The sequence below is a fragment of the Moorena sp. SIO3I6 genome, assembly GCF_010672095.1.
In genome coordinates this window covers 1-24,990 of the sequence record NZ_JAAHHU010000099.1, presented here as the reverse complement: position 1 = coordinate 24,990, position 24,990 = coordinate 1, and the positions used below count along the sequence as shown (strand labels likewise).

Here is a 24,990-nt window from a genome sequence, read left to right as displayed (position 1 = left end):
TGCTCTATAGGCACTTTTTTTGGCAATTATCAAAATTAATATCATCAAATTAAGGGTAATTCCAGCTATTTTTTCTACCAATTATTAGCGTTCACACTTCCCATCTCCCCATCTCCCCATCTCCCCATCTCCCCATCTCCCCATCTCCCCACACCCCCCACACTCTCTACACTCCCCATCCCCCAAGACCCAAGACTTGATTAGTTTTCCGCAATTCTCAGCTCATCAATGTTCCATAACGGTCCCCCTAAGCCAGAAAATTTGATATTCTCGATGCGATCGCGTACTGCCTGAAAGTCTAGTGAATTGACCAGGAAAAACACGGGCAACTCCTCGGCAACGATTTCCTGGAATCGACCATAAATGGCTTTGCGTTTGCTCTGATCAAGTTCTTTTATCCCAGCATTGAACAGACGGTCAATCTCTTGCTCCCAGTCAGACACTTCCCACCCTTCCAGTGGTGGTTGTCCGGGTTGAGGACCTTGATTAAATTGATGAAACGATCCTCCGCTATACCAGAAAACAAATATACTGTGAGGCTCACTCACTCCTGCTCCAAAGGCACCCACATAACACTCCCAATCTCGAGTCGATAGGAGCTTTCTGAGCACAAGGTTAAAGCTGAGTACCTGCAAATCTGCTTCTATCCCAATTTGGCTCAAGTCTTGTTTAATCTGAACTGCTGCGTCTACTCGGGATTTATCGTCTGATTTCACCAGCAAAGTGAATTGTACCCGGTTGCCATCCCAATCCAGCAGCTGATTTTGGGAGTTATACCTGAAACCAGCCTCTAATAGTAATTGTTTTGCCTTCTGGGGTTGATAGTTGTAAACTTTTAACCCATCTTCTGGGGATAGGTAATAGGGACTTTGGACAGCAATGGGGGAATGTTGTACTTCACCCAGTCCCCGATAAATATTAGTTTTCATCTTTTCCCGGTCAATAGCATAGGCTACCGCTTGTCGAAAGGCCAAGGTATTGAACCAACGAGACTTGATTGGGTCTACGAAAGGTTTTCCCTGAGCATTGCGAGCTTTGTTGAGATTAAAACCGACAAACCTAATGCTAGGCATCGGTCCGCCATTGTAAATGGTGTATTTCCCCCGCTTTTCCTCTCGTTTGAGTAACCCAAACGCCTCGGGATTCACTCTGAGGCTATCCAACTCCCCAGAGCGAAATCTGAGTAACTGGTTATCAGAGGATGGGATAACTTGTAAGACAATCCGTTGAATGTAGGGTTGGGGATTTCCCTGAGCATCAGCACGCCAGTAATAAGGGTTGCGTTGTAGGATGACTCGCTCAGCAGGGGTATACTTTTGTAGTCGATACGGACCATTGCTAACAATGTCTTGGGGATTGGTGTTAGTGCCCCAAGTTGAAAGAAACTGGGGATTGCCATTACCATCAGTGGCTTGCACAGACTCTCGTAACGCATGAGCCGGTAGAATGGCTAGGGTTCCTGCGGATCTCACAAATGGCGCAAAGGGTTGTGGTAAGGTAAACTCAACTCGCTGCTGATCTAGTTTGCGCACCGATGGGTACTTACCAGTACTACCAATCTTGAGGAAATCTCGGGAAACTGTGGGAATCTTGGGATTCAGGTAAAGCTGCTGATAGGTAAAGATCACATCATCCACCGTCAGGGGTTCCCCATCAGACCACTTTAGCCCATCCCGCAGGGTGAAGGTGATCTGCTGTCGGTCTGAGGAAATGTCCCAAGATTCAGCTAGTGCTGGTTCCAACTCCCCTGTCATGCCATTCTCACTCAACAATCCTTCGTAGATGTAACCAAATACACCAAAGGGAGAGGTATTAACAATAGTGTTAAAGGTAGCTGGGTCACTAGGAGTAGCTAACACTAGTTGAGAGACCTGAGCTGCTTGAGTCTTAAACTGGTTCGGATGGCAACCTGTAAGGGTCAATAGACAAGATAGCACCAGCGCAACTGCTTGAAGAGGGAGGAGTGTGGGGAGTGTGGGGAGTGTGGGGAGTGTGGGGAGTGTGGGGAGTGTGGGGAGTGTGGGGAGTGTGGGGAGAGGGGGGAGTGTGGGGAGGGAAGAAGTAGTTTTGGATAAGAGGATATCTTCAAATATATTTTTGATCATTGTCTTGATGCAGTCGCGAATGGTAAAAGTATCGGGATTAAAATTTATGTAGCAAGCGGATCTGGGAAAAAATCCTGTGTACCTCTTTAGGTTAGAAACCGCTATAGATTTAGATTAACTAGAAAGGTTGATGCAGGTAATCAAAAAGTATCCCGATAATGACCAACAAAGCCTATTAGAGACAGCAGAGTCTTACCTAAGGGAATCCGTTGCTCCCTTGGCTAATGAGATTGATAGTGCTCCTGAGGTGTTACGAGAGGCTCTCAAGGGGATGAGCGTTCGCACTTTGCTAGGGCTACGGATTCCCAAATCCTGGGGAGGTGTCGAAGTCAGTAGCACCACCTTTCCATACTTTCAGCAACTGGTAGCACGGTATTCCGGTGCTTTGGCATTCTTGCAAATGCAACACCAGAGTGCTGGAGCAATGATCGCCTTCTCTGAGAATGAATCGTTGAAGCAGCAGTATCTTCCCAAATTAGCCAAGGGTCAAGTGCTAGTTGGTATCGGCTTTTCCCAAGTGCGACGAACAGGTAACCCACCGGTGAAAGCTATTCCGGTAGATGGTGGATATCAGATCAGCGGAAAAGTGCCTTGGGTTACTGGGTTTAGCTTGTTTCAAGAGTTTGTCATTGGTGCAGTATTGCCTGATGGTCGAGAAGTTTACGGTACGGTGCCATTGACTCCAACTTCCCAAGATGCAGGTGGTACTATTACCTTTAGCAAACCCATGGCATTGGCGGCGATGCAATCCACCAATACGGTTAGTGCTACCCTTACGGATTGGTTCTTACCCGAAGAAGGTGTGGTCTCGATTGCTAAAGCAGGTGCAATTCACGGAAATGACCAGAAAAAAGTTTTGTCTGCTGGTTTTTTGGCCCTAGGATGTGCCCAAGCTGGACTCGACATTGTAGAAGCGGCTGCCAAAACCAAGCAACTGGATTTTCTATTCAATGCTTTTGAATCCCTCAATGGGGAATTGATTCGCTGCCAGACAGCTATGATCCAAGCAGTAAAAGCCGATTCCCAGACCTTTGAACAACGACTACAACTGAGGACTTGGGCAATTAACTTAGCAGGACGATGTGCTCAAGCAGCGGTGACTGTGTCTAGTGGTGCTGCTAACTACAAACACCATGCTGCCCAGCGAGTCTATCGCGAAGCTTTGGTATTCACTGTCTCTGGTCAAACCACCGCTGTCATGGAGGGAACTCTGGCTCGGTTGGTATAGCGCTACGCGCAAGTCAGAAGTCAGAAGTCAGAAGTCAGAAGTAAGCTAGGACTAGGTTTCGGAGTTTAGAAGCGATGCAGCGCGGTCTTGGGGGTTTCCCCCATGAGCGACTGCATCAAGACAATGTCAAACATCTGAATCGGTAGTGCTATAAATGTTTCCTGTGGGTGAATCCTGATTGACAGAATTAGAAACTCCTATACTCCCATATCTTCCTCTTCTGCCAACTTTGTGCTAAGTCTTAACATCTAATCTCAACATCTAATCTAATCATGTAATATAATTGTATTATAAAAGGGCGTAGTGCAGAGGCAGTCACACCAGCCTTCTAAGCTTTCAAGACGTCGGCTTTGCCCAATCGCCCCCGCCGAATTCTGTCTGTGTCGTACAGCTTGTGTAGTACATACAACTATGGATATCACCCAACCCCATCACCCAAGTGTCAATGAGCAGGAGTTAGCCATTTGCCTGAGGGTGCTTGAGGCAGCGGGTAGGATGTCCAGTGACAATCCACAGCTGTTGACTATTGAACGGGCGGTGTCAGCACTGAAGAAGCAACTCAAACAAAAGCGTCGCCACCAGCGCAAGCAGGCTCGCCGTCAGCATGACTTGGCTTTGCTGGCTCGTGCCCAGATTCATAGCGAAGCCTTGCCGGAACGATTACGCCAGCTGGCTGCAGGGGTATCCCTTGACCATGATCAACTCTATACTCCCCAGCTATGCTACGTGTGCAAGCAGCCTTACAAACGTGTACATCACTTTTACCACCAGTTTTGTCCTAACTGTGCCCCTGAACACTATAGTCGGCGCTACGCCAGAACTGATTTACAGGGTCGGCGAGTGCTAGTCACGGGTGGACGGATTAAGATTGGGTATCACGTTGCACTCAAAATGCTACGAGACGGTGCTCATGTGATTGTAACCACCCGATTCCCGAAAGATGCCGCCCGTCGATACCTGGCTGAGACAGACTCACACCTATGGGGTGACCGATTGGAAATCTACGGGCTAGACTTTCGTGATCTGCGTGGGGTGATGGCATTTATCGATCAGTTGCTGGCATCTGCCCCACTCAATATTATTATCAATAATGCTGCCCAAACCATTCGCCGCCCACCTGCATATTTCAAAACTCTTGTCCAAGGGGAGATGGAGAGTCTGGATCAACAAACCAGGCAATGGGTGAAAGCTGAATCAGAGGCTCTGGTCAAGAAGTCAGCACTTAACGCTTTTTACCAGCTCTGTCTGAGCAGCAAGGAGGATCCAAACTTTCCGGATGGAGTCCTTGACATTGAGGGTCAGCCCTTAGATTTGAGGCATGTTAATAGCTGGCGACTGTTACTTGACCAGGTTGAGCCGATCGAGATGGTTGAGGCTTGGTTGGTAACGACTATGGCTCCTTACTTATTTAATTCCCGCTTGAAGCCGTCACTGATGGCATCTCCTTTCGAAGATCGTTATATTGTCAATGTCTCTGCTGTAGAAGGTCAATTCTCCTATGGAAATAAGACACCCTATCATCCCCACACTAATATGGCTAAAGCCGCACTGAACATGATGACCCGAACTGTGGGGATGGATTATGTTTGCGATCGCATTTATATGACCAGTGTTGACACTGGTTGGATTACAGACGAGAAGCCTCATCCTGTGCGTGAATACCTCCGTCAGCAAGGATTCCGTCCACCACTTGATGTGATTGATGGTGCTGCACGGGTTTATGATCCCATTGTGCGCGGGTTAGCAGGGGAGCGCCTCTATGGGGTGTTCCTGAAAGACTACAAACCATGTAACTGGTAAGGTCGTATCATGTCCGGTTTCAAAGTTATAGTGTAGGGAATCGGGAATCGGGAATCGGGAATCGGGAATCGGGAAAACTGATCTGACTCCCGATCCCCCCATCTCCGCATCTCCCCATCTCCCTATCTCCCCATCTCCCTACTCTCTACTCCCTGCGCTATATGAGCTCCTCAGGGGTTCATTAGCTTAAGCAAAATAGTCTGCCATTTTTGTACTAATGCTTGATCACTAGTCTGAATTTCCTGAATTACCCACTGCTCCATCCCTAAGGAAGCAAAGGAATATCTACCGTTACCTAACTGCTCCTGATCTTGATCAATAATGACGCCTTGTTCTACTAGGTTTGTTAACTCTCGTTGATGTTGGCTAAAGATTACGTCAATTTTAGTTAAGTCAATGTCACTTAAGTCAATAGTAATCTTTTGCTCAAGACCACCTTTTAACTTCGACCAAGCCATCAGTATCAACAGCCCTTGCTCGACATCGCTGCACCGTTGCCAAATATTTTGGAAAATATGTCTAGTTTGACTTTCAAACTCCTTGATAAAAGTTTCAGTATCGGGTAACTTCCCAGTTCTTAATGCTCTAAATAGCAAAGAACCAGCAATTTGTAGCAGCGCCGGATGTCCACCAGCCCTGTCTTTAATGACATTCCGTAATGCTGGTGTGATGGGAATACTCGCCATCAATTGCTCCACTTCAGTTTCCGTTAATGGCTTCAGGGACCGAAACAGATAGTGATTGTACCACGGGGATTTATCTGGGGTTAGACTCGGCCCAAGTTCATTGAGACGGCGGAGTGAGGTGACAATCATTGATAAATATCTCCTCTCCCGAGAGTGATAGGCAATACTACGACACTCACTTAGAAAGGCTTCCATGTCAGCTTGAGTATAGTGTGGGTTTTCCCGCAAAGCCGCATCATAGTCATCCACTAGCAACACCAAGAACTTGTTGTGTTTCCCAAGCTTGCGCAATACTTGGGGCATAGCCCTGGCAGTTGCTTTTCCGTGGTCGAGCAATGTCTCAATTTCAGTCTGAAGGTCTGGCTCACTATCCAATTTATAGATCAGCTCAGTTAGGACTTCTTGCCAAAACCCGGAAGCTGTAAACGGTTGGATACTTTCGCAACTGAGTAACACCATCACTGCCTGTGATGGGTCTTGTCCATACTCTTTCCAAACGTCTGGGGAAGCTAGGAGTTCCAGGAAAGAGGTCTTACCCATGCCTGGACCACCCCAAATCGCTAAGTTACTGCGGTTCGAGATTTGATTAAAACCAGCCAGAATTTCTGATTGTCGTCCCACAAAACGGTCTGGGGGAACTGGTGCGCCTACAACGAAAGGATTGTTTAATTGGTTATAGAATTGATAAGCTTGTTGATTTTCTGGCTCTATCCTTAGCACTTGGTCAAATTGCCGCCTGGCTAGGATAACTTCCCCTACTTCCATGAGGTGTTGTCCATAACCTAAATGCGATCGCACTAATCCATCCTGATTCCGGACTGGATCAACTAGGTATGCTTGCTGATAGTATTCTACTGCTTTATCAAATACGTCACCTTCCAAATATATCCTTGCGATCTCGAATAAAGCACGAAAGTGATTGGGATTGGCTTTCAAAATCTGTTCATAGGGTTTTACTTTCTGCCATACATCCCCCTGATCAGTTTGTTCAATTGCTTGTTGATAACTAGCCTTAGCCTCTGGATCGAGGTCTTCCAATTCAAATATCTCTCGCCGCAATGGGTAACGTTGGATTAACCAGCGGCGGACTAATTCTATTTTTACCTTGTAGGATTTTTCTTTATAGGATGAAACTTGATCAGTTATGTCTACAACCCCCAAGAAACCTGATTCAACTAGTTTTTCCCTAGCTTGAGTCAAAGACTCGGTGATGGTAACGCCATACTCTTCCAGTAAACTCAACGGGTCTTGCACAACCTGAGTATAATTTCTTTCAGCTTTTTTTTGAGCCTCTGCTACTGCCGAAAATATCACTCGTTCCGGAATCGGTAATCCATCCCGAAACCAGGTTAATCCTCCCTCACCAATTTCAATGGCATCATCCACAATTCTGGTGACATCATCACCAGTTACCTGCCACTTTTGTTCAGTTCTAGCTTGAGCAAACAGTGCATGACATAGGACCTGAGTGAAATAGGGATGACCTGATGTTAATGCTAAGATAGCATCGATTGCCTCTGAGTCATAGGTCAAAGACCCCTGAGCTGGTTCAGTAGACTTCGCGGCAGTTGTCGGGAACAGGGAACAGGGAACAGGGAACAGTGGAGAAGAATTGACGCAAACACTATCAGAAAAATACTTTTGCAAGAGGTCTAGTAATTAACTTTGTGGCACTTCGTTCACTGAGCAAGCCAACTTTTTGGCTAGGAGCACCTTTAATTGAACTACCCCACCTGTCGCAGGGATGGGGATTCCCAGGCACAACCTATACGGCTGTTATATCCATGGGCGTGACTTTCCTTCGCACCGAAGGTAGCTGGGTGGGGTTAATTCCCAGTTTCTTAAGACCCCGCATTTTGATGTTTACTGCACCATTTATGTCAGCGTCATCGTGGTACCCACACTCAGTGCAAACAAATTTTTCTCCTTTTCGATTGTCTGCGCTAGTGTGGTGACACTTTGGACATCGCTGAGATGTATGTTTGGGGTTAATCTTGATGACTGGAATGCCTGACTTTGCAGCCACGACTTCAACCTTTTTGACTAATTCACCCCAGGCAGCGTCGGAAATTACACGATTAAGACCTTTCTTGGCTGATTGTCCATTACGGTCGTAACCACCCAAATCCTTGGGCTTGGGTTTACAGCGAGACTTCATCCCTTTGATGTTCAAGTCCTCAAACACCAGAGCATCTGCTCCATTACTTAGATTTTTTGCTGTTTCCCAATGGTATGCAGAACGTTTATTGGTAACCCGTTCGTGCAACGAGGCTACTTTGGAAAAGGCTTTTTTGCGATTGTTTGAACCCTTCTTCTTTCGACTCGCAGCTCGTTGTCTTAGTCTTAAACGTCTGGTTTGGCGTTTGGACTTCTTACTATTGGCTGGGTTTTGAACTATCTCTCCATCAGAAATACTAAGGAGTTTTCTGATTCCTAGATCGCATCCTTTAACACGATCAGGTCTAATCTCGTGTTTAGTTTTTACTGGTGGAACTGGTACCGATTTATCCTCGATCTGAATGCTAACAAACCATCCCCGTGATTGACGACGAACGGTTACAGATTTCATGGTAAAACCATCCGGGATGGGACGGGAATTATGGAATCGCATCCACCCTATTCCTGGTAAATAGATTCGATTACCATCTAGTTTTACCTGGCCTGGAGCATACTTGAGGCTCCGGAAACGATATCGCCTTTTAGGTCTTGGATATTTGGCTTCTCCCTTGAAAAACTTTGAAAAGGCTACATCCAACTGTCTTAACATTTGCTGTAGAACAGTCGAATTGATCGCTTTGTACCAAGGTCGTTGTTTTTTGAGGGAGGGGAGACTTGAACTTTGAACCTCGTAAGCACTCCGGCGAGGATTCTTTTGACTCTTTTTCCAGGGATAACCTATCGAGCTTGACTTGTTTACCGAACAGGACAATGGGCACGCCTCTCCATGAGTCTTCAAATCGCAGTAATTACCAAGTTTTGGTGATTTAACCTGCTCGTAGGACTCATTTCTATCTCTTAACAAGTAGTTGTACTGAGCCAATAGCATATCTAGCCATCGGTTCATTGTAGCTTCTTGCTGAGAGCTTGGGATTAGTTTATAGACGTAACCCAATTGCATAGTATCGACCTTTTTTTTCGGTGCTATCTTGATTATATATTACCGAAATTGATCTGACAAGAGAATGGTAAGACAAAAACCAATAAAAGTAGGACGCCCCTGTCTTCACGGCTCACCCAAAACAACACACACTATTAAGGCGACAAACACAGCTTGGAACGGATTAAAGAGATTGGCAGCTAAATCAGGTTTAAGCCTGTCAGAGTATTTAGAGTCGCTGGGAAAAACTGGGACACTACCTAGTTAATGGATTGTGGCTTACGCCACTTGAGAGGGTGAATTCATCCCCGTCCTCTTAGGTCGGGGTATTCTTCGCCCTCTCAAACTCTCCCACTCCGATAATCATCCGCTAGCAATACTAGGAATTTATTGTGTGCTCCCAGCTTACCCAAGACTTCAAGGAAATCCTTAGCAGTGCTTTTTCCCTCTTGGACTAATCTATCGATATCTGCTTGCAGCTCAGGATTGCTGTCCAGTTTAGTTTTAATCAAGCTTAAGACGTTTCCCCAGAAGCCAGACCCAGTGAAGGGATGGATACTGAGGCAATTTAACAACACAATCACTGCTTGCGATGGGTCGGTCTGATGTATTCGCCAGATTTCCGGCCAAGTGAGTAATTCCAGAAAGGAAGACTTTCCAATGCCCGGACCTCCCCACACTGATAGGTTACTGCGATGGGAGATTTGATCGAAAGCGGTTTCAATCAGAGCAGTTCGTCCCACAAAACGCTCTGGGGGGACTGGCTTACCGACAATGAAGGGATTGCTTGGCATTGGAACTAATCAGTAATTAAATCAGTAATTATTTCAGAAGTGTTGAACAGGGAATCGGGAATAGGGGGAATAGTATGGGTAGAGTCTGGGCAGGGGGAGGAGTGTAGGAAGAAGGGGGAGAGGAGGGCGGGGGCTCGGGCAGATTAATTAAGTTGTTTTCGATTAAATCAGTATCTTTAAGTAGATTTTTGCTCATTTTTCTCGTAGTTCCTACTCTGATGACAACAACGATTTTGGGAAACGTTTATGACTGGATTTAACTCTTGTGGGCACTATTTTCAGTATAGTGCAGTTCTCAATTGTGTGAGGTACTTTGCTCCTGGGTTGATGGAAGTCGGGAGTCGGGAGTCGGGAGTCGGGAGTCGGGAGTCGGGAAAAAATTCTGTGTCGCTCATTACTATGATAACCTTAAAAGGCTTGAAAACCCTATATTATCATGGTTTCATGCCTCGAAAATTTGAGTCTTTAATCAGACTACTATGAAATAGTTAAATTGGTGCTACGTTTCCAAAGATTTTAGATTTCCTGATCTGAATTTGTCTGTCCCGACAATTAATCTGATCTGTAGCATACTTTTTTCTATTTCCTATAACTAGCCAGTAAGTATTCAGCTAATGCGCGTAGCGCATTAGCTGATAGCTGATAGCTGACGGATGAATGCTTACCTAGCGAGTCCAAACACTACCACCGAAGCCACCTGTTCTCCGAACTGCTGTTAGCCTGCGGTTTGAATCGATTCTGACTACCATTTCGCCAGAGCTGCGAGTCCGACCCCTAGGTACATCTGCCCAGTTACCAGCAACTTCATTCTTACCAATGTAGCCATGGAAGACATTGCTGAAAGTTCGGCCATTATTAGAACTTTGACCATACCACCAGAGTTCATTACCTACTTGCCGAATATAGTAGGTGCCACCATCATTGGCTCGCCAGGTACCAGTCAGACTAATTGCAACCGCTTGAGCTACCAAGTCCGGTGAGGATGTTTGGTCAAAGCTACTTTTCTGTTCTAGTTCAGGGACTGTGGCGGAGTTGCGATTAGCCCCATTGCCAAGAAAGTCTGGGATTTTTGCCAAGGTGGGATTTACCAGACTCATAGCAAAAACTGCACCACTGATACAAAGAGTTGCCGTACTTAGTTTAAAATTCATAATCACCTCTTTGAAACACTAGTGGAAGGAATCAAGGTCTCAAACTTTTCCCTCCAATTACTTATCAGGGTGAGTTTTATCATTTACTCTTGGGGTAGGGATTTTGTAATTTTTCTTAACAAAAGGAACAGGGATTAGGGAGTAGGGAGTAGGGAGTAGGGAGTAGGGCAAAGGGAACTTAGGATCAAAAATTCTCAGAATTCCTACACGGATCCCTATTTAATCAGTCCCGTAACGCACCACCGGGTCAAACAGCTTTAATGAGATGCACCCAATCCTCTGAGCTCTTTGCTACTGTTCCCTGTTCCCTATTCCCTATTCCCTTGTTCTATCAACCCTGCAACTTCTGACCAGTCCTAAGAATCTGTCCAGCTAAGACAGCAGCACCAAAGCCATTATCAATATTCACTACTCCTATGCCTGGTGCGCAAGAATTCAACATGGTTAACAGGGGTGCCATACCACCAAAACTGGCTCCATAGCCGACACTAGTAGGAACGGCAATCACTGGACAATCGGCCATGCCAGCTACCACACTGGGTAATGCTCCTTCCATCCCAGCTACCACAATTAAGACATCGGCTTCGACAATCATCTGTCGATTATTCAGCAAGCGGTGGATACCAGCTACCCCCACATCCCAAAGGCGCTTGACCTGAAACCCACATAATTCAGCGGTAATGGCTGCTTCCTGAGCTACTGGTAAATCCGATGTGCCAGCGGAAATTAGACTAATGGTGCCGGGATACTTAGGTTCGAGCTGAGATGGTGCGATCGCACAAATCCGAGCTGTGGAATAATACTGTAACTCTGGGACTTTTGACTCTAGCTCCGTTGCCACCTCTGGTGTAATCCGTGTGGCCATTACTACCGGATTCCGCTGGCGCATGACCGCCATAATCTGAGCAATTTGGTCTGGGGTTTTTCCCTCTCCCCAAATTACCTCAGGAAATCCAGTTCTTAAGGTGCGGTGGTGGTCAATTTTGGCAAAATCACCCACTTCTTCGTAGGTAAAATCTTTGAGTTTATCTAGAGCAACAGTTGGGCTAAGGTCACCAGCCGCCACCGCTTCCAGTAGAGATTTTAATGCTTCGGGTTGAGTCATTTTTTTTTAAGGGAGTAGGGAGTAGGGAATCGGGAGTAGGGAGTAGGGAGTAGGGAATCGGGAGTCGGGAATCGGGAGTCGGGAATCGGGAATCGGGAAGAAGTTTTAATGGTTTAATGTTGAGCTACGATTTATAGCAATTCTCTTTACCATGAGGTACAAAGGTATCCCCCTAAATCCCCCTTAAAAAGGGGGACTTTGAGGTTTATAATTTTACCTTATACATGCAATAAACGCTATATAGTTTTTCTAAATAGATCATGAAGCCCAATCCTTATTGATCATAACATCAAAAACTCCTCGTATTTCTTTCCTACTATTCCCTGCTCCCTATTCCCTGTTCCCTGTTCCCTATCTCCCCATCTCCCCATCTCCCCATCTCCCCATCTCCCCATCTCCCTATCTCCCTATCTCCCTATCTCCCCATCTCCCCATCTCCCCATTCATTCTGAAATTTTCAGTTCATCAATATTCCAGAATGCGCCTCCTAGAGCGGAATATTCAATGCCTTCTATGGAATTACGAACTGCGGTCATGGAGAGAGGGTTAATCAGATAAATATAAGGCAAGTGTTCTAAATTAATCCGTTGGGCTTCTTGATAAATCTTTTTGCGATTGTTTTCATCTAATTCTTGAGCGCCTTGGATATAAAGGTCACTTATTTTTTGCTCCCAATCGGCTATTTTACGACCTTGAATCGGGGATTGACCAGGGAAGGTTTTTTGATTAAAGCTGTGCAATCCCCCATCCACAGACCAGACATTAGAACTATTATTGGGTTCAAAGCCACCGCCACTAAAACCAAGGAGATGGCATTCCCAATCTAAGCTATTGCCGAGTTTGTCTACTAGGGTATTGAAGGCAATGGGAGTAAAATCGACTTTAATGCCAATTTTACTGAGGTCTTGCTTAATCTGTGCTCCCATGGCTTCTCGCAGCTTATTACCAGCATTAGTCATTAAGGTGAAACGGACTCGATTACCTTGGCTATCGAACAATTCGCCTTCGTCATTGTATTTAAAGCCCGCCTTTAATAGTAATTTTTTGGCTTTTTCGGGATTATAGTCATACACGGGTAACCCTTCTTCTGGTGATAGATAATAGGGGCTTTGCACGGGTATATTAGAATATTGCGGCGCACCTAACCCCCGATACAAATTATTCAGCATCGTTTGCCGGTCTATGCCATAGGCAACGGCTTGTCTAAATTCGAGAGTATTAAACCAACGGGACTTAATTGGATCTACTAAAGGCTCTCCATCCCGGCTACCGGTGTTGAGATTGAAGGAGATAAAACTGGAACTGAGGGTAGGACCACCGATGTGGATGGTAAAGTTACCCTTTTTTTCCTCTTGCTTGAGCAGGGAATAGTATTCAGGGGATACACCCAGAGCATCTAATCCGCCGGAGCGAAACTGAATGAAGGATGAATCCGTTGATTCTACAATTTCCCAGATCACCCGCTCAATATAAGGTTGCTGGTTTCCCTGTTCATCTTTTTTCCAGTAGTAGGGATTACGGTCATAAACCACCCGCTGACTGGTGCGGTAGAGTTTAAGTTTGTAAGGACCGTTGACAATAATATCCTTGGGGTCTGTATCTACCCCCCACATGGTCAAAAACTTAGGATTCCCCTCTGAATCTTTGGTTTTTACGGATTCTTGCAGCACATGAGCGGGTAAGATCTTTAAGCCAGTACTGCGGAGAAAGGGCGCAAAGGGTTCAGGCACAGAAAATTCCACCTGACGCTGGTCTATCTTCCTGACCGTTGGTAAGGCTCTACTCTTGCCAACCCGGAGGATATCTCTAGAATCAGTGGGAATTTCTGGATTGAGGTAGATGTCATTGTAGGTAAAGACGACATCATCAGTGGTTAAAGGCTCACCATCTGACCACTTTAGCCCCTCCCTCAAGGTAAATAGGATTTTAAGTTTATCGTCGGAAATCTGCCAGGATTCCGCTAAACCCGGGATTATTTCCCCGGTGATGCCATCAGTGTCTACTAAACCCTGAAAGGTAAGACCAAAAATACTGGTAGCACTTTGGTTGAGGGCATAGTTAAAGGTATTTATGTCACTGAGAATACTCTGGACTATGTGGGGAACGTCAGCTGCCTTGGTTTCAAATTGGCTGATGCTACAGCCAGGCAGTGCGATCGCAAAACTCACAGCCAGGAAAATTCCTAGACAACGATACCACAGAAGCACAAGAGATTTAGCAGAGGTCATATAAGAAAGGGAGTAGGGAGTAGGGAGTAGGGGGTAGGGAATCGGGAGTGGGGAATCGGGAGTCGGGAGTCGGGAAAATAGTTAGTTGTTTACTAGCATACCAAGTGGCGTAGGGTGGGTTAGGGGCGGGCTTGCCCTGATCATCCCCCTCTTCGGGCTAGCGTGCGATCGCATTTTGCTGAGATCTGGCACCAGTACAAAAAAACTTACAGCCGTTTTCACCTCATCCCTCTGTTCAGATCAGAAAAATACCATAACACAAGTACCCTCATGGGTACTATCAAAATTCGATTTATTGTTTATAATAAAACCCACACTTTTAATAACAGGAGTAACCCACCAAAAGCCTTGATTCCTAAACAGCTGATAGCTGAATGGTTACCTTATAGGAGCTAACTGCTACTGTGATTCCGTAAGCATTCAGCGGTCAGTGTTCAGCGGTCAGCTGACGTAACAGAGATTAAACCAATGCGTACCTGTTTTATTCAAAAGCACCTCAAGTAGCGCATTAGCTGAGAGCTGAGAGCTGATAGCTGAGAGCTGATAGCTGATAGCTGAATGGTTACGTGATTCCAGTCACCAAACCATTAAGGTTAGTGTCACAAACTAAGTACATACATCACTGTAGTGTTATAGTAGTTTTATAATTATTACGAAATATTACCTACAAAGTCATCGAGACCTATAGGGTTCACAAGTTTTGCCCCAAACGTTCACAAGTTATCGATATTAGGTAATCAATGGGTGCATTTTGTGACGACTTTGAACCAATAAAGGGGAGCATTGAAGCCCGAAATAATTCTTTGATAATTAATTAGGACTTACCCATTGCCCCCTAAATCCCCCAAACTTGGGGGACTTTCGTGACTTTGTCCCCCCCAGATTTGGGGGGTTAGGGGGGCAAAAGCAACTAAACTTTGTGAGTCCTATTAATGCAAATTGAAAATTGAATATGGAAGCCAAGATGATGCAAAATCCTTTTACCTACGGTCAGCCAGTTTCCCTAGAGCGTTTTGTGGGACGACGATCAGAAATTCAGGCGGCCTTTGATCAAATCTATAACCGTAGTAACCTAGCCCTTTGGGGAGGGCCAGCCATGGGCAAGACCTCTTTCCTGGAACTCCTGGCTTCCCCCCAAGTTTGGCAAAAGTATGGTCAGGATCCATCCCAGGCTGTGATCGTGCTCCTGAGTTGCCAGAGTATCCAACCCTTTACAGCTTCTCGGTTTTGGAAAGAAGTCTTTAATCTGCTCCAAGAGGAATTACACAGTGAGCCAGACCTCCAGGAACAGATCCAGACATTGCTGGACCAGGGAAAAGCAACCACTAGGGGCATGCGCCAAGTATTACGGAAGCTTGGACAACGGCACAAATTCTTACTGTTGCTCGTGGATGACTATGATTGGGCACTGCGGGAAAACCCGCACTATACTCATGCTGAGATGGAAACTTTTGTCACGGAGTGTCGCAGTATTGCCTATCACTCTAAGGAGAGGAAATATCTATCTATGATTGTGGCCTCGCTCCGCCCTCTCAATGAACTTGGTCCTGACCTCAATCTCAATAGTTCTCCCTGGTACAACCATTATCTGTTCCAATCCCTCAAGCCATTTACTGACCCTGACATTGATCAATTACTTGATCCATTAACTGATCTTATTCCAATCAAACCAACCTTACCGGATCTGATCCGAGAGATTGCTGGTGGACATCCGGCTCTGCTCCAGATTGCTGGTTCTTTGCTTTATCGAGAGCTCAAAACTGGCAAAATCCCTGATGCCCAAGTCTTTGTTCAGGACTTTGAAGCTACTACCCGACCGATATTTGAAACGATTTGGAAACGGTGCAGCCAGGTTGAGCAAGCTCTATTGATGTTGATGGCCTTGTTCAAGTTACACGGTCGTCTCCATCATAACAAGCACTTTGACTTGAAGGGCATTGACGTAATCTTTAGCCAACACCAGCGAGAGTTAATTAACCTCGTCGAACAAGGGGTAATTACTAACCAAAACAAACTAGGAGTGATGATCAGCCATCAAGACTTATTATTTACCTCATCCATTATGGAGCGGTGGGTGATTCAGGAACTTTGGCAGACTAATGATCCGTTACTAGAAGATAGGCAAAAAGTCTTTCTAAATCTACTCAGCCATAGTCAAGCCCAAAAAGTCACGGAGGCGATTAAGTGGCTATGGCAACATCAAGAGACAGTCAAGACTGTTCTGGCATGGGGAAGGATAGTGTTAGCTGCATTTTCCTGACTTTAAATGCCAGTTGCGTAGGGTGCTTTCGGGGGGCTTGCCCTCATTTTATTGGTAGCCAGCGTTGGCACAGCCCGCTGGGAATTGTAACGAACAAGATGCCCGTTCCACCAAGATGCCCATTCCACCCACCGGGTCAAACAGCTTTAATTAGATACACCCCAGCAAACCTTGAGTAGTTTGCAGAAAAGTTAAACAAATCATAAATAGTCCGCAAATGGTTGATAATTTCCCTAATCCTCCTAATCCTCCTAATCCTCCTAATCCTCCTAATCCTTATATTATCGGAAGTATAATAGATGATCACGAAAAATTTTTCGGACGGGAGAGTCTGTTTCGGTTTATCGCAGATAACCTCAGGCAGAGGGTAAAGGTGATCTTACTCCATGGTCAACGACGGATTGGCAAGTCATCGGTCTTGGCTCAGATTCCCAACAAAGTTGTTCACGATCAGTTTGTCTTTGTTAACTTCGATTTGCAACGCTACATTCACTTACCCTTGAGTGGTCTTCTCTATGACTTGGCTCAAGAGATTAGTGACCACTTGGCTGATGAATTTGGTCTAGATCCAGATCATCTGACTCCGCCCTCAGAAGAAGATTTAAAAAATGATCAACCTATTTTTTCTAATCAATTTTTGCCCAAAGTTGCTCAGGAATTAAAGGGTAAAAACATGGTTTTATTGCTGGATGAATTTGATGTTTTAAGTGACGACAATAACCCGTCAGCAAAGCGAAATTTTTTTCCCTATTTAGCTGACCTGATTCAAAAGCATAATAACTTATTTGTGATTCCGGTAGTGGGACGGAATCTGGATGATCTCCCAACTCTCCTCAATGTCTTTAAGGATTCACCCTACCAAGAAATTGGTCTTTTGGATAGGGTAAGTACTGAACGGCTAATTACTAAACCAGCGGAGGGTGTCCTGACCTATGAACAAAATGCCATCACAGAAATTTACAAACTTTCTGCAGGGCATCCCTATTTTACCCAAGTCCTATGCTCTACTTTGTTCTCGAAGGCTAGGGAGAACCAAAACTGGAAAATTTCTGAACCAGATGTGAACTTCATAGTCAACCAGGCCATTGAGAACGCTCAAGCGGGATTGCTGTGGTTGTGGGATGGCTTACCTATCCCAGAACGAGTGGTATTTTCAGCAGTGGCAGAGGCTCAAAAAATAGCTATCGCAAAAAACGAACTGGTGCCAAAACACCCATTATCCTTCCTAGAGGAATACTATGGTGTGATCCAGACCCAGTCACTGTTACAAGCAGCCACACGACTTCAAGACTACGGTTTGGTAGATGACACAGAATGTAGAGTGAAGGTGCCATTAGTTCGCCACTGGTTGCTTCAGGATCACCCACTACAGCGAGAGATACTAGAACTGGAGAAACTAAACAAACGCGAAACTGATTCGATCTATCAACGAGCCACTAAACGGGATCAACAGGGTAAAATTGACCAAGCACTAGTGCTCTATCAAGAGGTTTTGGAAATTAATCCCAATCATTTCAGCGCTCTGTTCGCTCTAGCTGAGGGCTATCTCCAGGCCAACAATTTCAGGAAAGCTGTAGAACTCTATAGAAGAGTCTATCCAGTTAACCCAGTACAAAGTAAAGAAGAGTTGTTGCGATCGCTACTAAGTTATGGAGATGAGTTGATCGAGCAACAAGGGCTCACAACAGCCAAGACGCTTTTTGAGGAAGTGTTGAAAATTGAGCCTAACCACAAATTAGCAAGGGAAAAACTAGACAATATTGAAGTTAACATTCAACCCATGACTAGTCAGACACCTCAAACACAGATCACTACTAGTCAGATACCTATCACTGCGGTTCATAACACATCCAATTTTAATAGGTTAGGCATAGGCAAACTAGCCTTAGCTTTAGCCATAATTCCCCTAGTTAGTTTGGGATTGTATAAAGTATCAACTCCCTGTCCAAGCGGTGCCCAGAAAGTCTTCGGGATTAGATGCGTCTCTAATACTAATTCAACTATTATTCAGACTACTAATACTAGTCCGAGTATTAGTCGGGGTAAGGACAGCTTATTTCCCAGAATTGACAACAACCAAAAATTTGACAAGAAAAAATTTGACCTTGCAATTGAAGCATTCCAAAAGGAAAACTATTCCGAAGCGGCTCAGGGTTTTTACCAAGCTTGGCAGACTAATCGAAATGATCCAGAATTGCTGATTTACTACAACAATGCCCGCGCTCTTCAACAGGGGTTGGAACCATTCACGATCGCTGTGGTGGTGCCCATCGACCAGTCACCATCTAGGGCAAAAGAAATATTGCGAGGTGTAGCCCAGGCTCAACATGAGTTCAATCAGTTAGAGGGATTAAATGGTCAATTCCTGGAAATTGCGATCGCTAACGATGGCAACGATCCAGCCCAAGCCAAAACCATAGCTCAGGCTTTGGTTAAAGACAAATCTATCCTGGGCGTAATTGGACATAACTCTAGTGATGCCACTAAAGCTGCCCTCCCCGTATATGAGCAAGCTGGGTTAGCCATGATTTCCTCCACCAGCACCAGTAGTTATTTAAATGGAAAGGTGTTCTTTAGGACAGTTCCTTCTAATCGAGCACTGGGGATAAAACTGGCTGACTATGTCAAAACTCAACCTGGCTTAGACAACGTTGTAATTTTCTATGATGCTGACAGTGTCTATAGCAAGAGTCTCAAAGAAGATTTTAAAACACACTTTGAACAACTAGGGGGTAAGATGGTTCGGGAGATTGAATTAAATGATCCCAACCTGAATATAACTGAAGAAGTTAAAAGGAGTCTCTCTCAAGATCAAGTCAAGGCCGCCATGTTATTCCCCAGCTTAGAATATCGTGGGATGACTCTCCAAATTGCTAAAGCCAACGCTAACCTAGATCAGCAAAGGTTGAGGTTATTCGGTGGAGATACGTTAAATAATTATCGAACCTTGCAAGAGGGTGGGCAAGCGGTTGAAGGTTTGACTATGGTAGTCCCCTGGTTTAGGGAAGCACCAGATGCCCAAGACTTTTCTCAAGCAGCTAGGGAACTATGGCTAGGAGAGGTTAACTGGCGCACTGCCACTAGTTTCGATGCTACTCAAGCCTTTATTCAGGCTTTGTTCCAGGACGCCGACCGAGAGATAATTCTCAAAAGACTCCGCAATATTAATCTTGTAGCTAGTGATACCTCAGGGTTAGGTTTGGAGTTTACTGAGCAAGGGGAACGTGAGAGTGAACCTGTTCTAATTGAGATTAGTAAAGGAAAATTTAAATTAGTCTCAGAGCAAGACGAAGAGGGGGTTAAAAAGTCCTCCTGATCATCAAGCCTGGGGCGATACAACCTTAGTCCCCTTGACCAAGACTCACTAAAATACTGACTAAAATTTTAGACCTAGACCCTGGGGGGAGAAATCTAAGAGCTAATTTATAAAGTAAATCTTAAAAGCTCAAATCCTTGCATCGCAATGGTTATAGCTCTGTTAACAAATCAGCTCTATAGATACAAAACCTCATTCGAGAGAACTAGTTTATAAAAATAGACTTTCTATTGTACCTCAATAATTTGCTATAATCTCAATAATTTGCTATAATTAAGTTTTAATTATAGCAAATTATTCCTCTGATCTCTCAGAGATGACAGACAATGAGTTCAACAGGTACTAGGAATTCCTATATCATTGGCCGTCCCATTGATGATAATGACCAGGAATTATTTGTGGGAAGACGAAACTTATTCCGGTTTATCGAGGATAACCTCAGGAATAAAACCAAGGTGATTATAGTGTACGGTCAACGGCGGATTGGTAAGTCTTCTCTCCTTAATCATATTCCTAAATCGGTTAACTTAGATCACTTTGCCTTTGTGCCCTTTGATCTGCAATCCTACAATCACAAATCTCTTGGTCAGGTCTTGGAGGAACTGGCCACAGAAATCCTGGATAGCTTGGAACTAGACTCCCCGGAAATCCCCTTGCCTGACCCTATTGCCCTAGACACCGAGCCATCGCTTTTTTATAACCAGTTTTTGCCCCAAGTATATCAAAGATTAGGTAACCAAAACCTAGCCTTATTGCTGGATGAATTCGAGACCTTAAATAGTCCAGATAATAATCAAGATAATAACACAATATTCCAGCATTTATTCCCTTACTTAAAATCCCTAGTTGCTCGACAGGATAATCTATACCTGATTCTCTGTGTAGAACAGCAATCCAAAGATTTACCGAATTTACTCCAGATATTCAAGGATGCCCCAAGCCAAGAAATTGGCTTACTTGATCAACAAACTACCGAAGAGCTAATTACCAAACCAGCAGCAGGACTACTCACCTACGAAACTGCTGCTATGGAAGCCATATACCACCTATCTGCTGGGCATCCCTATTTTACCCAAATCCTATGCTTTGCTATTTTTAGCAGAGCTAGGGAGCTACAGCAGTGGCAGATCACTCCAGAAGATGTGGAAAACAGTGTAGACCAAGCCCTAGAAAATGCTAGTGCTGGGTTGGCATGGATTAGAGCCGGATTATCTATCCCAGAACGAGTAGTATTCTCTGCCTTTGCCGAGGCGGATAATCCTGTTAAAAATAGTTATAAAAATAGTTATAAAAATAGTTCAAACCAGCCATTAAACCTGCTCGAAAACTACGGCGTTATTCAAACAACATCCTTAACGAAAGCAGTAGACCAACTAGCCCAACGAGGTTTCTTAGATAAACCCAAACGGAAGGTAACCATTGAATTTATCCGGCGCTGGTTGATTAGACGTTACCCACTCCAGCAAGAGATCCTAGAACTGCAAAAAGTAGAGGAAGACCAAACTAATCCCATCTATCAACAAGCTACTACCCAGTATCAACAGGGGCAAATTACCAAAGCCCTAGGGCTATATGAACAGGTGTTGGAACTAAACCCTAATCATTTTAGTGTTGTCTTTGCCCTAGCTGAAGGCTATCTAGAGTTGGGAGAGTTTGATAAAGCGGTTACCTATTTTAAAAGAGCCTATAAATTTGATCAAATCCGTAACAAAAATGGGTTGGTGCGATCCCTAATAAATTATGGTAGTAAGTTAATATATCAACAAGGATTTCCAACAGCACAAGATCAGTTCAATCAAGTATTAAAAATTGAACCAGGTAATCTATTGGCACAAGAAAAACTACTGGAAATAAAAAATGAATTAGAGAACGATGAGCTATTAATTAACAATTCTTACTCCTCTGGGATGACTGGTGAGTTTAGATCCCAAAGTAATTCTCAGAACCTTAGTCAAGGTAATTGGTTAGGTAAACTAGCAGCAGGATTAGCAATTATTTCCCTGGTTGGTGTGGTATCTTATAAGGTGTCAACCCGTTGTCCAACTGGTGCCCAGAAAATCTTCGGGATTAGATGCGTCTCTACTACTAGTAGTAATACTAATATTCCTGATAGTATTATTACTAATACTATCAGGAATATTAGTCGGGGTGAGCGCAGCTTATTTCCTAGAATTGATAACAAGGAAGATAACAAGGAAAAATTTAACAAGGAAAAATTTGACGGCGCTACTGAAGCATTCCGAAACAAAAAGTATGCCGCAGCCGCTCAGGATTTTTACCAAGCTTGGCAGGATAATCGCAATGATCCAGAATTGCTGATTTACTACAACAATGCCCGCGCTCGTCAACAGAAGTTGGAACCATTCACGATCGCTGTGGTAGTTCCCATAGACCAGTCACAATCTGGGGCAAAACAAATATTGCGAGGGGTAGCCCAAGCCCAAAATCAGTTCAATAATTCAGAGGGATTAAATGGTCGATTCCTGGAAATTGTGATCGCTAACGATGGCAACGATCCAGCCAAAGCCAAAGAAATAGCTCAGGCTTTGGTTAAGGACAACTCTATCCTGGGCGTAATTGGACATAACTCTAGTAATGCCACTAACGCTGCACTCCCCGTATACGACCAAGCTGGTTTAGCCATGATTTCCTCCACCAGCACCAGTAGTAATTTAACCACTCTTGATGTCAAGAAAAACGTGTTCTTTAGAACAGTTGCTTCTAATCAAGCACTTGCAATAAAACTGGCTAAACATGTCACAAATCAAGCTGGCTTAGACAAGGTCGTAATTTTCTATGATGCTGAAAGTGCCTATAGCAAGAGTTTAAACAAAGATTTTCAAACACACTTTGAAAATCTAGGGGGTAAGGTGGTTCGGGAGATTGACTTAAACAATCGCGACCTGAATATAACTGAAGAAGTAAAACGCAGTCTCTATCAAGATCAAGTCAAGGCCGCCATGTTATTCCCCAGCGTGGAATACATTAATACAGCTGTTAATATTGCTAAAGCCAACGCTAACCTGAACCCTAACCCCAATAACCAAGATCAGCAAGAGCTGAGGTTGTTCGGTGGGGATAGTTTATATAGTAGTAAAATCTTGCAACAGGGTGGGCAAGCGGTGGAAGGGTTGACTATCGCAGTCCCCTGGTTTAGGGAATCACAAGATGCTAGAAACTTTTCTACAGCAGCTAGGGAACTATGGAAAGGAAATGTTAGTTGGGCTACTGCCACTAGCTTCGATGCTACTCAAGCCTTTATTCAGGCTTTGTTTCAGGACGCCGACCGAGAGACAGTTCTCAACAGACTTCGCAATATTAAGCTTTTACCTAATGATACCTCTGGGTTACCGTTGCAGTTTACTGACCAAGGGGAGCGTCAGAGTGAACCTGTCCTGGTGCAAGTGGTTGACGGTGAATTTAAATTGAAATGAGTTCATAGGGCAATTAGCATCTGTTGCCTAGCAGCGGAGAAATATGTCAAACTATTAAGCGTGTGGATTACATCATCTCTAACTACTGCGTTAACACCAACCGCTGTTGCCCTTGGAAACTTTGACGGCGTCCATTTAGGGCATCAGCAAGTTATTGCTCCCATTTTACCCAAGCCAGTTACTGCTCAAGCTCAAGCCCTGACATCATCCCATCTTGAGCAAATTAGTAACCCGGAAACCAGTAGCCCGAATCTAGACCCAAATCTAGAACTAATCTATCCCACCGTAGCCACCTTCAATCCCCACCCCCGAGAATTCTTTTCCGGTCAAGCCTGGAAGCTGCTGACACCACCAACGGAAAAAGCCCAACAGTTAAGTGTGTTGGGTGTGCAACAATTAGCCCTATTACCCTTCAACCGGGAGCTAGCTTCCCTGAGTCCCCAGGAATTCGTGGAAAAAATTTTAGTCGAGCAACTGCGGGCACAGCAAGTCAGTGTCGGAGAGGATTTTTGCTTTGGGTATAAGCGAGCTGGCACCGCAACGGATTTGGATGCGATCGCCTCCGCCTACGGTATTACCGTGCATATCGTATCTTTGTACAAACGTCAAGAGCAACGGATCAGTAGTTCCAGCATTCGCCAATCCTTAGCCGAAGGGGATATCGACAAAGCCAACCGATTCCTAGGACGGCCATACACCCTGATCGGAAGAGTAGAGAAAGGTCAACAACTTGGTAGAACCATTGGATTTCCCACCGCTAACCTCCACTTACCCCCAGACAAATTTTTACCCAAGCTCGGGGTTTACTGCGTCGAAGTCTCCCATACCCCTGAACCCTCTCACCGAGACACCAATTTATCTTCCCATCCTGGTGTCATGAATATTGGTATGCGCCCCACCGTCAAAGGCACCAGTTTAACCGTCGAAGTTCATCTATTCGATTGGTCCGGAGACTTATATGGCCAAACCCTAACCGTAAGCCTCCAGAAATTTATCCGCCCCGAACAAAAATTTTCCTCCCTAGACCAGCTCAAAGCCCAAATTCATACAGACTGTCAAGCAGCTAGGGATTTTTTTGGGGGAATGTAGAATTGAGAATTAAGAATTAAGAATTAAGAATTAAGAATGTAGAATGCGCGAATCGGGAGTCGGGAGTTGGGACTCAGATCAGTAACTGCCTTGTTCTTGTTCCCCCCTTATTAAGGGGGGTTAGGGGGGATCACTCATCAGGGGTTTAGGGGAGGCTAAGCGATTCTTGATTAGAATTCTGTAGTTGCTCAACGGACCAGGTGATGCGATCGCTTCTTTGGTGGTAATGCGATCGCTTCTTTGGTGGTAATGCGATCGCTTCTGTATTGGTGATGCGATCGCGCTTTTGTTTATGCGATCGCGCTTTCGTTTCCTTTATGCGATCGCTAATCCCGCAGCAAAACCCCAAGACCAAATCAGTTTGACTGGTGGTGCGTTACGGTGCGGACTATCCCAACACTGGTTACGAGGAGGTTGAACATGCTGGCAAGCCCGCCCCTAACGCACCCTACCCGATTCCCGATTCCCGATTCCCTACTCCCTACACCCTGCTCCCACAAAAATTTACAAAACTTTTCAAAATATGCTATAATTAAAAAATTTTTGTGCTATCATAAAAATGGAGATACAGTGCGACGTGAAAGCGTCTGAATGAATCGAAACCTGAAATGGTTTTCTGAGGAGTGCATCCCTCAGCCTGCCGAGATGAGAGGGGAAGAGTAATCGGAACCTGTGTGCAGATTCTCGATAAAGTCCC

18 protein-coding genes are annotated in these 24,990 nt (G+C 44.8%); 8 read left to right on the top strand and 10 right to left on the bottom strand.

The window, feature by feature from the left end:
• Nucleotides 1-200: 200 nt before the first annotated feature.
• Nucleotides 201-1,937: an ABC transporter substrate-binding protein gene (locus tag F6K49_RS24040; RefSeq protein ID WP_293100722.1), complete on the bottom strand. Its 1,737-nt coding sequence runs from the start codon at nt 1,935-1,937 to the stop codon at nt 201-203.
• Nucleotides 1,938-1,965: 28 nt separating this feature from the next.
• On the opposite strand from F6K49_RS24040, the gene F6K49_RS24035 reads away from it, so the two are divergent.
• The 3 genes from F6K49_RS24035 (at nt 1,966) to F6K49_RS24025 (ending at nt 5,133) form a co-directional block, all read left to right on the top strand.
• A complete protein-coding gene (locus tag F6K49_RS24035; RefSeq protein WP_293071788.1) occupies nt 1,966-2,157 on the top strand; it encodes a hypothetical protein in 192 nt (63 codons plus the stop codon).
• A 78-nt stretch (nt 2,158-2,235) separates the two neighbouring features.
• Nucleotides 2,236-3,333, top strand: coding sequence for an acyl-CoA dehydrogenase family protein (locus F6K49_RS24030; protein WP_293024502.1), 1,098 nt, complete (start codon nt 2,236-2,238; stop codon nt 3,331-3,333).
• Nucleotides 3,334-3,744: 411 nt separating this feature from the next.
• Nucleotides 3,745-5,133, top strand: a complete 1,389-nt coding sequence (locus F6K49_RS24025) for an SDR family oxidoreductase (protein WP_293024504.1) — start codon at nt 3,745-3,747, stop codon at nt 5,131-5,133.
• Here F6K49_RS24025 and F6K49_RS24020 read toward each other — a convergent pair.
• The 8 genes from F6K49_RS24020 to F6K49_RS23985 form a co-directional block, all read right to left on the bottom strand.
• Complete coding sequence (locus F6K49_RS24020; RefSeq protein WP_293024506.1) at nt 5,112-5,243, bottom strand: hypothetical protein; 132 nt, start codon at nt 5,241-5,243, stop codon at nt 5,112-5,114. The genes F6K49_RS24025 and F6K49_RS24020 overlap by 22 nt on opposite strands.
• 60 nt (nt 5,244-5,303) lie before the next feature.
• Nucleotides 5,304-7,466 carry a hypothetical protein gene (locus F6K49_RS24015; protein ID WP_293100717.1) on the bottom strand — a complete coding sequence of 721 codons (2,163 nt, stop codon included), beginning with the start codon at nt 7,464-7,466 and terminating at the stop codon, nt 5,304-5,306.
• 118 nt (nt 7,467-7,584) lie between these two features.
• Nucleotides 7,585-8,883, bottom strand: a complete 1,299-nt coding sequence (locus F6K49_RS24010) for a transposase (RefSeq protein WP_293024510.1) — start codon at nt 8,881-8,883, stop codon at nt 7,585-7,587.
• 374 nt (nt 8,884-9,257) lie between these two features.
• The gene (locus F6K49_RS24005; RefSeq protein ID WP_293100713.1) at nt 9,258-9,710 is read right to left on the bottom strand and encodes a hypothetical protein; all 453 of its coding nucleotides are present in this window, start codon (nt 9,708-9,710) and stop codon (nt 9,258-9,260) included.
• A gap of 28 nt (nt 9,711-9,738) precedes the next feature.
• Nucleotides 9,739-9,906, bottom strand: a complete 168-nt coding sequence (locus F6K49_RS24000) for a hypothetical protein (RefSeq protein ID WP_293024514.1) — start codon at nt 9,904-9,906, stop codon at nt 9,739-9,741.
• Between the two features lie 469 nt (nt 9,907-10,375).
• The gene (locus F6K49_RS23995; RefSeq protein ID WP_293024516.1) at nt 10,376-10,861 is read right to left on the bottom strand and encodes a hypothetical protein; all 486 of its coding nucleotides are present in this window, start codon (nt 10,859-10,861) and stop codon (nt 10,376-10,378) included.
• A 331-nt stretch (nt 10,862-11,192) separates the two neighbouring features.
• Nucleotides 11,193-11,966, bottom strand: a complete 774-nt coding sequence (gene larB / locus F6K49_RS23990; RefSeq protein ID WP_293024518.1) for a nickel pincer cofactor biosynthesis protein LarB — start codon at nt 11,964-11,966, stop codon at nt 11,193-11,195.
• A 443-nt stretch (nt 11,967-12,409) separates the two neighbouring features.
• Complete coding sequence (locus F6K49_RS23985) at nt 12,410-14,194, bottom strand: ABC transporter substrate-binding protein (protein ID WP_293100709.1); 1,785 nt, start codon at nt 14,192-14,194, stop codon at nt 12,410-12,412.
• A 964-nt stretch (nt 14,195-15,158) separates the two neighbouring features.
• On the opposite strand from F6K49_RS23985, the gene F6K49_RS23980 reads away from it, so the two are divergent.
• The 4 genes from F6K49_RS23980 (at nt 15,159) to F6K49_RS23965 (ending at nt 24,293) form a co-directional block, all read left to right on the top strand.
• Nucleotides 15,159-16,454 carry an ATP-binding protein gene (locus F6K49_RS23980; RefSeq protein ID WP_293100706.1) on the top strand — a complete coding sequence of 432 codons (1,296 nt, stop codon included), beginning with the start codon at nt 15,159-15,161 and terminating at the stop codon, nt 16,452-16,454.
• A 217-nt stretch (nt 16,455-16,671) separates the two neighbouring features.
• Entirely contained in the window at nt 16,672-19,770 is a 3,099-nt protein-coding gene (locus F6K49_RS23975; RefSeq protein WP_293100703.1) for an ABC transporter substrate-binding protein, read from the top strand.
• Between the two features lie 326 nt (nt 19,771-20,096).
• Nucleotides 20,097-23,204: an ABC transporter substrate-binding protein gene (locus F6K49_RS23970; RefSeq protein WP_293100700.1), complete on the top strand. Its 3,108-nt coding sequence runs from the start codon at nt 20,097-20,099 to the stop codon at nt 23,202-23,204.
• Between the two features lie 60 nt (nt 23,205-23,264).
• Nucleotides 23,265-24,293 carry a bifunctional riboflavin kinase/FAD synthetase gene (locus F6K49_RS23965; RefSeq protein WP_293043212.1) on the top strand — a complete coding sequence of 343 codons (1,029 nt, stop codon included), beginning with the start codon at nt 23,265-23,267 and terminating at the stop codon, nt 24,291-24,293.
• Nucleotides 24,294-24,438: 145 nt separating this feature from the next.
• On the opposite strand, the gene F6K49_RS23960 is transcribed toward F6K49_RS23965, so the two are convergent.
• Nucleotides 24,439-24,642, bottom strand: coding sequence for a hypothetical protein (locus tag F6K49_RS23960; RefSeq protein ID WP_293043215.1), 204 nt, complete (start codon nt 24,640-24,642; stop codon nt 24,439-24,441).
• Nucleotides 24,643-24,713: 71 nt separating this feature from the next.
• On the opposite strand from F6K49_RS23960, the gene F6K49_RS23955 reads away from it, so the two are divergent.
• Nucleotides 24,714-24,884 (top strand): hypothetical protein, encoded by a 171-nt coding sequence (locus F6K49_RS23955; protein ID WP_293100697.1) that lies wholly within the window; start codon nt 24,714-24,716, stop codon nt 24,882-24,884.
• Nucleotides 24,885-24,990: the final 106 nt, after the last annotated feature.

Coding starts and splice junctions, on each gene's coding strand:
- F6K49_RS23980 (WP_293100706.1), top strand. CDS start 15,159: ATGATGCAAAATCCTTTTACCTACGGTCAGCCAGTTTCCCTAGAGCGT.
- F6K49_RS23995 (WP_293024516.1), bottom strand. CDS start 10,861: ATGAATTTTAAACTAAGTACGGCAACTCTTTGTATCAGTGGTGCAGTT.
- F6K49_RS24025 (WP_293024504.1), top strand. CDS start 3,745: ATGGATATCACCCAACCCCATCACCCAAGTGTCAATGAGCAGGAGTTA.
- F6K49_RS23975 (WP_293100703.1), top strand. CDS start 16,672: ATGGTTGATAATTTCCCTAATCCTCCTAATCCTCCTAATCCTCCTAAT.
- F6K49_RS24010 (WP_293024510.1), bottom strand. CDS start 8,883: ATGAACCGATGGCTAGATATGCTATTGGCTCAGTACAACTACTTGTTA.
- F6K49_RS23970 (WP_293100700.1), top strand. CDS start 20,097: ATGAGTTCAACAGGTACTAGGAATTCCTATATCATTGGCCGTCCCATT.
- F6K49_RS24005 (WP_293100713.1), bottom strand. CDS start 9,710: ATGCCAAGCAATCCCTTCATTGTCGGTAAGCCAGTCCCCCCAGAGCGT.
- larB (WP_293024518.1), bottom strand. CDS start 11,966: ATGACTCAACCCGAAGCATTAAAATCTCTACTGGAAGCGGTGGCGGCT.
- F6K49_RS23955 (WP_293100697.1), top strand. CDS start 24,714: ATGCTGGCAAGCCCGCCCCTAACGCACCCTACCCGATTCCCGATTCCC.
- F6K49_RS24030 (WP_293024502.1), top strand. CDS start 2,236: ATGCAGGTAATCAAAAAGTATCCCGATAATGACCAACAAAGCCTATTA.
- F6K49_RS23985 (WP_293100709.1), bottom strand. CDS start 14,194: ATGACCTCTGCTAAATCTCTTGTGCTTCTGTGGTATCGTTGTCTAGGA.
- F6K49_RS24020 (WP_293024506.1), bottom strand. CDS start 5,243: ATGCGGAGATGGGGGGATCGGGAGTCAGATCAGTTTTCCCGATTCCCG.
- F6K49_RS24000 (WP_293024514.1), bottom strand. CDS start 9,906: ATGAGCAAAAATCTACTTAAAGATACTGATTTAATCGAAAACAACTTA.